The organism is Vibrio sp. 10N.286.46.A8, from assembly GCF_041470165.1.
Lineage (GTDB): Bacteria > Pseudomonadota > Gammaproteobacteria > Enterobacterales > Vibrionaceae > Vibrio > Vibrio tasmaniensis_A.
Genome location: NZ_JBFRLX010000190.1, coordinates 1 through 9,814, shown reverse-complemented (window position 1 = coordinate 9,814; position 9,814 = coordinate 1). Strand labels below are relative to the sequence as shown.

General features: G+C 43.1%; 5 protein-coding genes. All 5 read right to left on the bottom strand.

Features of this window, described 5'->3' with window-relative positions:
* A partial coding sequence (gene rlmKL / locus AB4232_RS17670) for a bifunctional 23S rRNA (guanine(2069)-N(7))-methyltransferase RlmK/23S rRNA (guanine(2445)-N(2))-methyltransferase RlmL (RefSeq protein WP_372087652.1) occupies window positions 1-1,815 on the bottom strand: 1,815 nt, incomplete at its 3' end.
* A 484-nt stretch (window positions 1,816-2,299) separates the two neighbouring features.
* Window positions 2,300-2,854 carry a cell division protein ZapC gene (locus AB4232_RS17665; protein ID WP_017099303.1) on the bottom strand — a complete coding sequence of 185 codons (555 nt, stop codon included), beginning with the start codon at window positions 2,852-2,854 and terminating at the stop codon, window positions 2,300-2,302.
* Between the two features lie 257 nt (window positions 2,855-3,111).
* Window positions 3,112-4,122 carry a quinone-dependent dihydroorotate dehydrogenase gene (pyrD, locus tag AB4232_RS17660; RefSeq protein WP_017099304.1) on the bottom strand — a complete coding sequence of 337 codons (1,011 nt, stop codon included), beginning with the start codon at window positions 4,120-4,122 and terminating at the stop codon, window positions 3,112-3,114.
* Between the two features lie 327 nt (window positions 4,123-4,449).
* Window positions 4,450-9,291 (bottom strand): NAD-glutamate dehydrogenase, encoded by a 4,842-nt coding sequence (locus tag AB4232_RS17655; protein WP_372087651.1) that lies wholly within the window; start codon window positions 9,289-9,291, stop codon window positions 4,450-4,452.
* A 228-nt stretch (window positions 9,292-9,519) separates the two neighbouring features.
* Window positions 9,520-9,738 (bottom strand): DUF2835 domain-containing protein, encoded by a 219-nt coding sequence (locus tag AB4232_RS17650; protein WP_004733645.1) that lies wholly within the window; start codon window positions 9,736-9,738, stop codon window positions 9,520-9,522.
* Window positions 9,739-9,814 lie beyond the last annotated feature (76 nt).

The following is a 9,814-nucleotide window of genomic DNA, read 5'->3' as shown; positions in this document are numbered from 1 at the left end:
CCACTGTAAGCAGTCAGCTTGAACAAACTGATGTTGACGACCAACACGGCCATTAAGCTCCATGTTCTGCTTTGCCCACTCAAGGTAAGTATTAGACATGTCAACGGTTGTTGTAGAGCGTGCGCCACCCACAGCAGCATGAACAGAGGCACTGCCTGTGTAAGCAAATAAGTTAAGGAAATCTTTACCTGCAGCCATTTCGCCGATACGACGACGAGTGATCTTATGATCTAAAAACAAGCCCGTATCTAAGTAGTCATGAAGATTAACGATCAGCTTAACGCCGTATTCGTTCACTTCTAGGTTAGAGGAGTCTTGAGCCATTTTTTGATATTGAGATCGGCCTTTCTGCTTCTGACGAACCTTAAGAACCACGTTGTTTGCTTCAACGCCAGTGACTTGAATAGAAGCACGGATGATATCGGTTAAGCGACGTTTTGCTTTCTCTTCCGGTACATCTTTAGGTGCTGCGTATTCTTGAATCACTAGGTGACCTGGGTATACGTCAATCGCTACATTGTATTCTGGTAGGTCCGCATCGTAGATACGGTAACAATCTAATTGCTCTTTCTTAGCCCACTTGCCAATTTTACCGATGTTCTTTTTAAGACGGTTTGCGAAGTCTGGAGCAATAAGTTGCTCTTGCTCACCCGTTGGACGCTCTGACATCGGACGGTCTGAAATTGAGTAGTTCTTTTGGTGACACGGTAACGCACCATTGTTCAATTTGAACTGTTTGTCTGCACGCATACGTAAGCAGCTAAGCAGTTCGTCAGAACTAGAGAAGATAGACGCGTTACAACCGCCAAATTCCGCTTTAAGTTGTGCACCGAATGCTGTGTAAAGTGCAATCAAACCCGGCTCTGTGCCAAGACGCTCACCATAAGGTGGGTTAGAAACAATCACACCATCAGCAAACTCTGTAGGACGCTTAAGCTTTGCAGCATCGCCTACTTCGAATTCAATCAGCTCTTCAACACCAGCACGACGAGCATTGTCACGCGCTGTTTTGATCATGCGCTCGTCATTGTCGTAGCCATAGAACTTACACTCTACTTTCTTAACGCCACGACGACCTTGAACGTTCGCTTCAGCTTTCACTTCAGCCCACAGTTCTGGTTCAAAATCTTCTAGTGATTCAAAGCACCACTTCTGGCGTTTAACACCTGGAGCCATGTTCGCAGCCATCATTGCCGCTTCAATCACTAACGTACCTGAACCACACATTGGGTCTAGGAAAGGCTTAGTCGCATCCCAGCCACTACGAAGAAGAATCGCAGCAGCAAGGGTTTCACGCAATGGTGCTCGGCCTGATTCTGGACGGTAACCACGTTGGTGAAGACCGCTACCTACCATATCAACACCAAGAATCGCTTTATCACGATGTAGACGAACGTGAATACGAATATCTGGATTTTCCTTGCTGATAGACGGACGAGGCAAAGACTTTTTCTCAAAGCTATCAACAACGGCATCTTTTACTTTCATCGCACCGTATTGGCTATTACGGATTTCGTTGTTTGTACCGTTAAAGTCAACAACAAAACGCTTAGAGCTATGGAATTGATTTACCCAGTTAACCGCGGTGGTTGATAGGTACAAATCCATGTCGTCCATACAAGTGAATTCAGAAAGGACACGTACAAATCTAGAAGCCAAACGACTCCATAAACAACAACGATAAATTTGCTCATTGGTCGCTTTGAATTTAACACCTGCTTGAACAGGTTTTGCATTTGTAATCCCTAGTTGGGTTAGTTCTTCAACTAATAAATTCTCAAGGCCGTTTGAGGTAACCGCTAGATATTGATTCATAGTGTTCTTTTATTGATAAAAATTAGCTCGATTATACCTGAATTTGTTATTAGAGCATCACACTAAACTTGTCTTTTCATTGAATCTTTCGACTAACTGGCTAGCAAACACACAGTCATGAAGCGATCGCTTACCCACATCCCCTTAGAACATAAGACTTATCGAATCAGCACAATTTATGACCAAACATCGACCAATGCGGCGGTGTGAATTTATATTCACCTTAAAATTGGTATATACCAGAGTCAATTTAAGACTGAAAGTTAGCTACAAAAGCGCAAAAACAGGGAATAAAGGGAGGTAATTTACACTTCTACCGATGAAAATAGGCAGAAATTAAGATGAAAAAACAGTCACAAGTTCACTAATTAAATAGTTAAGCGGTGATGTATTTATCTGGATGAGGTTTTTTAGGCACAAAAAAATCGGCTATTGAGCCGATTCTAAGGAAGGTGTGTTAGAAATGATGAACTAAACTGGGGAATTAACCGACCATTGCAATATGTGTATGGTGAAAATGAAGAATAGAGTTCGCGTCTACCATCCTATCGTGCATCACCTTAATCGAGTCTCCAAAGCTTAACCCTTTTGAAGGTGTGAGCAGAAACTCTTCTAAGTCGACAAATGCACATAGGCTCGCACACTCTCCCACTTCTAATACAATGAAGTAACCTAGGCTATGCTCGTTATTCATTTGTACGATATCCCCTTCTTGAGGAGATTCGTGGCCAGCGCCTTGTGAATCGAAGAACCAGCTTTTAGGCTGTACAGGCTTGTGGAAGCGCTTTGCTGCCACACAATATAGTGCGAGTTCAGCTTGGCGAGGCTCAGACAGTTCTAAGCCAGAAATTTGTTCTTTGAAGGTTTGGTATGAAGATGCGTCATCAACGGTGAATTCATTATCTCTAAACGCGCAGTCCACCAGCTTATTGCGGACCAGATTCGTTTTGAAAATCATATCCTCTCCGAGGTTTAGCATTAATGAACATTGCTGCTCATCGTAATACCAACTCCATGTATCGCTAGGTTTAAGCATCATTTCGTCTCACACTGTTGAACCATTCCATTAGGTAAAACGCAAAATTACCTTCAATTACAGTAATTTTACTGAGCAATAGGCAAAAAAAAAGAGGAAATGAATTCCTCTTTCTTATCGCTTCTGTCTACAACTCAGTGAGTTACAGTGTCTCTTTTAGTAAGACGATGCCAAATTATAGCTTTCCTAAAATAACCAAATCTTTTTGATAACTCTGTTTATAAAAGCTCTGGGTTTATAAAAGATCTGGTTTTCGGGGACTATAAATTTTTAACGATGTCGCCTACAAGACCTGGGCCTTTGTAGATGAAACCAGAGTAAACTTGTACAAGCTTCGCGCCTGCCATCATTTTCTCTTTCGCAGCAACGTAAGAGTCAACGCCACCTACCCCGATGATCGGTAATTGGTCACCCAACTCTTCGTGAAGTTTACGAACCACTTCCGTACTGCGAGATTGAACCGGACGTCCACTTAGGCCACCCGCTTCATCGCAATGTTTCATGCCTTCAACGATTGAACGATCTAATGTTGTGTTTGTTGCGATCACACCATCGATCTTATTTTTGATCAATGATTCACAAATTTGGCTAATTTCGTCATCACTTAGATCCGGAGCAATCTTAAGAGCAAGAGGAACATATTTACCATGCTTCTCTTCTAGTTCAGATTGTTTCGTTTTAAGTTCAGACAATAGATCGTCTAGAGCTTCGCCGTATTGTAGAGAGCGAAGTCCGGGAGTATTTGGTGAAGAGATATTCACAGCAATGTAACCAGCGTATTGATATACCTTCTCCATACAGATCAAGTAATCTTCAGCGCCCTTTTCAATTGGTGTGTCTTTGTTCTTACCGATGTTGATACCTAAGATGCCGTCGTAGTTCGACTTCTTAACGTTCTCAATAAGATTGTCGACGCCTAGGTTATTGAACCCCATGCGGTTGATGATACCTTCAGCTTCAACAAGACGGAACAGACGTGGTTTGTCATTACCGGCTTGTGGACGAGGAGTTACCGTTCCTACTTCAACGAAACCAAAACCCATTGCGCCAAATGCATCAATACATTCGCCGTTTTTATCTAGGCCAGCCGCTAGGCCAACTGGGTTTTTAAAAGTAAGACCCATGCATTCTACAGGTCGATTAGGTAATTGTTGGCGATACAAAAGATCAATAGGAGTGCCTGTGAAGCGTTTGAAATTTTGAATTGCAAGATCATGTGCCTTTTCGGCATCAAGTTGGAAAAAGCCAGTTCTGGCTAGACGGTAGAGCATTGTGCCTCCGATAGAAAAAAGCCCCGTGTAAACGGGGCGATATTATTTACTTATTTACTCAACTATTCAATCTATTACTGTCTGTAAGGGTAAGATAATCGAGTTTGTTAGCGAATGAGGTTCTTTATTAAGCAAACGTTATCGTTTCTGCAGTCAGTTTACTCATTTCTAGTCTCTACCATATTACAGCACCCACTCTTTTAACAACAAACAAGGTGTCCACGAAGTGGGTCCGTCAAAAATCGTCAGATCGATTGATGCCACTTTATAGAAACGAAAAAGGCAGACCTTATGGCCTGCCCTTGTGTCTTTCGTTTTATCTAATCACTAATCTGTCGACATGCAGTTTAGATTCAATAACATCAATTCACGCAGTGCTACTGAGAACTTGGCAAACTCATGAACCGAACCCACTTTGAATTCGTTCAAGATGCTTTCCCAACGATGTAGAGAAACAGAGTTACTTTCCATCCAATCATCAAGCGCTTTAATCACATCGATGTCTGAAGCACAACCACAGTTGAGCACTTGGCCAGTTAGCTGACGTTGCTGCCAATCCAGATCTTCTCTGAATGCTGCACGTGCCAGCGCTTGCCAGTTGTTATCTACAGCTTGACCATTGATTTGCTTCAAGAACCAGTGCAGAGACAAACGGTCGCCAAGGTTGAAGTAAAGCTTAGACGCTTGTTGTACTGTTTTACCTGTCTCACGAGCCACTGTGGATATATCCAGTGCTGAGTACAAGCTAGACAAACGCGCAACTGAATTAGCCAACTCAGCGTTTACGCCTTGGTCAATCCATAACTGTGCCATTGCGTTATGCTCTTCTACTTCAGAAGCCACTAGGTTTTCATCCAGTTTCTCTGTGATAGTAAGAACATCACCTTGGTAAAGTTCAATCAATGCTTTCACTGACTGTTTACCACTACGGTTTCTTAACAACCAACGAGCCAAGCGACGAAGTGTACGGCGAACATGGTAGATTAATTCATATTGAGCTTCAGAACTTGAAACATTGTCCAGTTCACGGATGCTCTTCAGAACTTTGCCAAGACCATAGATTTCACGTGATGCCGCGTAAGCATTGGCAATATCAACAATATTCGCGCCCGTCTCTTCTTGCAAACGAGTAACGAAGTTACAGCCCATCTCGTTAACCATTTGGTTAGCCAGTGCCGTCGCAATGATTTCAGAACGTAGTGGATGATTATCCATGTGCTGAGAATAGTTACGACGTAACGCAGTTGGGAAGTACTGCATAAGCTGTTGAGCATGGAATTCATCATTAGCGATATCATCACTAACAAGATCTTCTTTAAGCACCATTTTACCGTAAGCGACAAGTACAGAAAGCTCAGGTCTTGTTAGGCCTTGGCCCTGCTTTTCACGCTCAAGCAGTGTTTCGTCATCTGGGATGTATTCCAAACCACGATCCAAGTACCCTGCTTTTTCCATTGTATGAATAAAGCGGATTTGCTCTTTTACTAAGCCAACACCTTGATGCTCCGTAACCGAAATAGACTCAGCTTGGCAATATGCGTCGTCTAGTACGATTTCGCCCACTTCATCTTCCATCGATTCAAGCACTTGGTTACGTTGCTTAACGGTTAGATCACCATTAGACACCAAACCATTCAAGAAGATCTTAATGTTTACTTCATTATCCGAACAGTCAACACCACCAACGTTATCAACGAAGTCAGTATTAACGCGGCCACCCGTCAGCGCGTATTCAATACGACCCAATTGAGTCATACCCAAGTTACCGCCTTCACCAACAACCTTAGCTTTCAGGTCACGGCCATCGATACGAAGCACGTCATTTGCACGGTCACCAACATCTGTATGAGTCTCGTTTGAAGACTTAACGTAAGTACCGATACCGCCATTCCAAAGAAGATCAACCTGCATAGACAAGATCGCTTTGATCAAGTCATTTGGTGCCATTGATGCTTTCTTAGTACCCAGCATTTTCTGAATTTCAGGCGTCAAAGAGATAGACTTCGCTCGACGTGAGAAGATGCCACCACCTTGAGAAATCAGGTCTTTGTTGTAATCTTCCCAGCTTGAGCGAGGAAGATTAAACAAGCGCTCACGCTCTACCCAGCTTGATGCTGATTCTGGATTCGGGTCGATGAAAATATGCATGTGGTTAAACGCAGCTTGCATACGAATATGCTTAGACAACAGCATGCCGTTACCAAATACATCGCCCGCCATATCACCTACACCGATAGCGGTGAAGTCCGTTGTTTGGCAGTTAATGCCCATTTCACGGAAGTGACGTTTAACAGATTCCCAGCCACCTTTCGCCGTTATACCCATGGCTTTATGGTCATAACCGTTAGAGCCACCAGAAGCAAATGCATCACCTAACCAGAAATTGTATTCAGCAGATACTGAGTTTGCTAGATCTGAGAACGTTGCGGTACCTTTATCGGCGGCAACAACCAAATACGGATCATCTTCATCGTGACGAACAACGCTCTTAGGTGGAATAACCTCACCTTCAATGATGTTGTCAGATACGTCTAGTAATGCACGGATGAAGCGCTTGTAACAACGTTGACCTTCAGCGAAGATCTCGTCTCGGCCAGACATAGTGTGCTGACGCTTACAAACGAAACCACCTTTTGCACCAACCGGTACAATTACTGTGTTCTTAACTTGCTGTGCTTTAACTAGACCTAGAATCTCAGTACGGAAATCCTCTTGACGGTCTGACCAACGTAAACCACCACGTGCTACTTTACCGCCACGTAGATGCACACCTTCAATGTCTGGTGCGTAAACGAAGATCTCAAACGCAGGAACCGGCGCTGGGATATCTGGGATCTCGCTTGGTCTCATTTTCAGAGCCAACCAAGGTTTAGACTGTTTGTTGTCGTCTAACTGGTAGTAGTTAGTACGAAGCGTTGCTGTAATCATTTCCATGTAACGACGAATGATACGATCATCATCCAAGCTTTCTACATGATCCAACTGTTCAGTGATCTTCTTAATAAGATCTTGTTGGCCTTTCGCGCTGCCCTTTAATTTAGGATCAAAACGCTTGCCGAATAAGCTCACTAACCCTTTAGCTAGATCTGGGTAATGAGACAATGTGTCTTCAATGTATTGTTGGCTAAATGGGAAACCCACTTGGCGCATGTAACGCGCATACGCACGTAAGATTGAGATTTCACGGCCAGAAAGAGCAGCACCCAATACCAAGCGGTTAAAACCATCGCTGTCTAATTCTCCTTCCCAAATCGCAGCAAAGGCTTGTTGGAATAGATCGCGCGCTTCACGAAGATCAATCGTCTTGTCACTCTTATGCAGCATCGAGAAATCAAGGATCCAATAAGTCACCCCATTGGTCTTGCGTACTTCATAAGGCGATTCACCAATAACGCGCAGGCCAAAGTTTTCAAGCATTGGCATAACATCAGACAGGTGAATCGGCTCATCACTGTGGTAGAACAGCTTCAAACGAACAGCTTTAGAGTCTGCTGCTTCTTCTTGAGGACGGTAGAAAAGCATACCCAGTTTGTTGTCTTCACTTAGTGCTTCTAGACGCTCGATATCTGCAACTGCAGAACCAGGCATCATGTCTTCTTTGTACGAACGTGGGAATGCACGCATGTACTCTTTCGATAACGGAAGACCTTTGCTCTCACCGAAGTTAGCAACGATTGATTCAGACAGGCGGTCATCCCACGTAGACGATACTTCCATTAAATTTTGCTCAATTGTTTTCACGTCCACATCCATGTTGTTGTTATCAACACGAACAATATAGTGCGTTCTTGCCAGTGGGCTTTCAGAGAAGTATGTCGTGAATTCGACCTCTTCTTCGCAACCGAAATACTGCTTCAAGATGCGTTGGGTTTGACGACGAAGCTCGGTGTTGTAACGATCTTTGGTAACGTAAACCATGCAGCTAAAGAAACGGCCAAACGGGTCTTTACGAACAAACAAACGCAGAAGATCGCGATCTTGCATTTGAACTACGCCAGTACCGACTTCTAGCAATTCTTCTTCACGAGCTTGAAGCAGTTCATCTCGCGGGTAGTTTTCTAGAATGTTGTGCAGAGCTTTGTAAGAGTATGAACCTTCACGGTAACCACTCGCGTCTAAGATACGCTCTACTTTCTCGCGAACAAGAGGAATCGTTTCAACGGTTTGGTTATAAACGGCAGAGGTGTAAAGACCAGTAAAGCGGTGTTCACCAATAACCTTACCGTTCTTATCGAACTTCTTAATACCAATGTAATCATTGTAAGCTGGGCGGTGAATGCGTGAAGCCGTGTTGCCCTTGGTTACGATAAGTACATAAGGCTTTTTGGCTTCAAGACGTGCCGAATCAGAAAACTCAGACAGCTTAACGTTACGCACACGATCTGAATTCGCAAACAAACCAAGGCCTTGCTCCTTGGTCGGTTGTAGTTCTGTGTCGCCATTTACAGAAACAAGGTCATATTCCTTGTAACCCATAAACGTAAAGTTGTGCTCGCCTAACCAACGAAGAAACGCCAACGTCTCATCAAAACGTTGACCGTCTACAGGAATGCTTTCTTTTTGCTTTTCAACTTGATTGGTTACTTCCTCAAGTTTTTCAACCATCTTCAGCCAATCGTTCACGACTAAACCAGTATCGGTAAAGATATCCAGTAGTTCCGTTTTGAGCGCTGTCATTTCAGCTTTGCTGCTAAGACGGTCTACTTCGATATGGAAAAGCGATTGGAATGCACCTTCGTTATTGCTAACGCCGACAACACTGCCCTTATCAGAGCGAGAAATTTGTGTTGGATTGTGAAGCATAAGGTGAGAAGAAAGGTCTAGGCGAGTCAGCGCCATTTTTACAGAGTCTACAAGGAATGGGCTATCTGGTACGACTATCTCTACGATAGTGTGAGTAGATTGCCAACCTTGACGACTTACTGTCGGGTTAAAAACACGAACAGAGATTTGGTCAGCTTTCTTTTCATTGATGTGATGCCATAAGCTAACTACAGCACCGTATAAATCGGATTCGTTTCTCTGAGTTAGATCGTCGTGAGAAACGTTACTAAACAAGTGTTGAGCAAGTTGAGTTACGAGAGGTCGATGAGCAAGGTCAAGTTTGTCTTGAATCAGTTTGTAAACTTTTTCAAGTAAAACTGGAACCACAGTTTCACGTGCGGTCATAGTCACACTCCACAATTAGAATTTTATTTTATTATTAGGGGGCTTACTTAAGCTAGCGTTTGAATCAAGCCTTCAAGGCCAGTTCTACTAACGAGTTAAGCAAAGGTAATGCATTCATTTATTGTAAAAGCATTATTGATAAATAGTTAATTGTTTTAGAGGTGGTAAGAGGTGAAATGTTTGATTATGTGATTAAGATTCCCTTTAACTCACTAGGCACGCCAAGCTTTACAGAGCTTCCAACTTAATAAACTTATTTTTTTGGTCAGTTGTTAACCTAAACTGTCCTCTAACCCCTATTTGTGTAAGAAATGGTCTGAAGCGAGTTGCAGGTAGCTGTAAGCGTAACCCTGTTGTTGTTATCACTTGAACTTTACTTGCGGCACCCGAGTAGCTAGCCAAAAACTGCTGATATGAGATGTTAAGTTGGAAAATATAGCGATTCATACGATACCTGCATAAATATACAGTGCCGGTATTTTTGGCACTTAACGATGTCTGAAAGTGAAACTGAACTTGAAAC

Excerpts from the sequence above, each read along its gene's own strand:
- AB4232_RS17665 (WP_017099303.1), bottom strand. The coding sequence starts at position 2,854 with ATGATGCTTAAACCTAGCGATACATGGAGTTGGTATTACGATGAGCAG.
- pyrD (WP_017099304.1), bottom strand. The coding sequence starts at position 4,122 with ATGCTCTACCGTCTAGCCAGAACTGGCTTTTTCCAACTTGATGCCGAA.
- AB4232_RS17655 (WP_372087651.1), bottom strand. The coding sequence starts at position 9,291 with ATGACCGCACGTGAAACTGTGGTTCCAGTTTTACTTGAAAAAGTTTAC.
- AB4232_RS17650 (WP_004733645.1), bottom strand. The coding sequence starts at position 9,738 with ATGAATCGCTATATTTTCCAACTTAACATCTCATATCAGCAGTTTTTG.